Raw genomic sequence first — 1,411 nt, 5'->3', positions numbered from 1 at the left:
GGCTTACGCACCTGCCAGCATCACCCTACGATACAACATCTGGTGCGGTCGTCCGGTAACCGGAAATGCAACCCACCCACACAAAACGCGAAGAAGCCATAAATATACGCGCTTCCTGTCCCTTGATGGATGATGCTTCAATCTGTGTCCATTTTTCGAAAATAATATCAGCACTACTCATCGAAGAACTATCTTCTACCTGTTTAGAGAATCGGCGCTTGGCTGCATTCGCGTCTACCTCATCCTCCCGGAAAGCCGCTACTTCGGTACCTGCGCAGTCTGCTCTATTCAGATGCTTGGTCGCAGTTAAGTTCTTTTTAGTTCTTAATGTTAGTATTCTTTGAACGATTAAGAAGCTTATTGGCATGGCTGCAAGTAGCAGGGCTAAAAGTGATGGTGCAGAAAAACCCATGATTAAAATGACTAGCACAGTAGCTGCGACCACAATCGCTAATGCTATTGTATTTGAACGAACCATCGCCGTGCCTCGGTCGGTCTACCTTGATGCCGGTTTCTAATGGCATGTCTTGACAGGCTCGGGGCGGGGGGATGTCGTGAAAGATACCATAGATGTCGCGAAATCAGTAATATGGAGTGAAAACGGGATTGAAATTTCGCGGTGCTGTCCTGACGTTGTTTAAGAACGCACCCGTACCGCTCACGGGCACATTAACCGCTGTTTCTTCGTCTCGTTACCGTCAGGTGACGGTCGTTCTCCTGTTTTAAGGTCTTTAATTTCATTTCCTGTTCGATTTGTGGGGCAATCTTGGCGGATACAGGAAACGTTTCAGGGCCCTGAATCGTCAAATACCATTTCTTCTTTTTTCGGCATATATCTGTTACCGAGTCCAATGCCACCCAGTGCGACCTATGAATCCTATATCCTGGTTGCGAGTTTAATTTTATAGCTTCGGAAATTGTTGACCGGATTTCGCATTCACCTTTGGCAGTTCGCACGGATACATACTTATCGCGTGCCGAAAGGCGAAGGACCTCTCCTCTTACCTGATCCGGCAGCATGGCCTGAAGGCGATTTTTCATGTAAGCTTTAGCGAATGTTTTGAAGTGAAGCATTTCCCCGTAGTGAACGTGAGTTATCGTTATAATGAATACAAAGCAAATAATAACAGCCGTAATCCACGCTGCCGGCACTGTGATAAATCTTTCTGGCAACACAGCGAATAATAGCGAAGTAGCGGATGCACCCAGAGAGAACCATAGTCCATAGCGAACAGGCAGAGGTAGCGTAAAGCGTTCAGCTAATATGATCTGGATATATGCGCTCAACGGCGCTGATACCGCGAGAATTAAAGGCTTCTTCGCGTTTTGTGTGGGTGGGTTGCATTTCCGGTTACCGGACGACCGCACCAGATGTTGTATCGTAGGGTGATGCTGGCAGGTGCGTAAGCCG

General features: G+C 47.5%; 2 protein-coding genes. Both read right to left on the bottom strand.

Translation table 11 applies throughout. The annotated features are described in order from the left end of the window. Positions 1-25: 25 nt before the first annotated feature. Entirely contained in the window at positions 26-478 is a 453-nt protein-coding gene (locus tag ACH107_RS32835) for a hypothetical protein (protein WP_412509782.1), read from the bottom strand. A 191-nt stretch (positions 479-669) separates the two neighbouring features. Beyond that, positions 670-1,411, bottom strand: a 742-nt coding sequence (locus ACH107_RS32830; protein ID WP_412509781.1) for a LytTR family DNA-binding domain-containing protein, incomplete at its 5' end; no start/stop codon positions are given.

It is taken from the genome of Roseovarius halophilus (ex Wu et al. 2025) (assembly GCF_047086965.1).
Note: the sequence above shows the minus strand (reverse complement) of the source record. Positions and strands in the feature narration are given on the sequence as shown.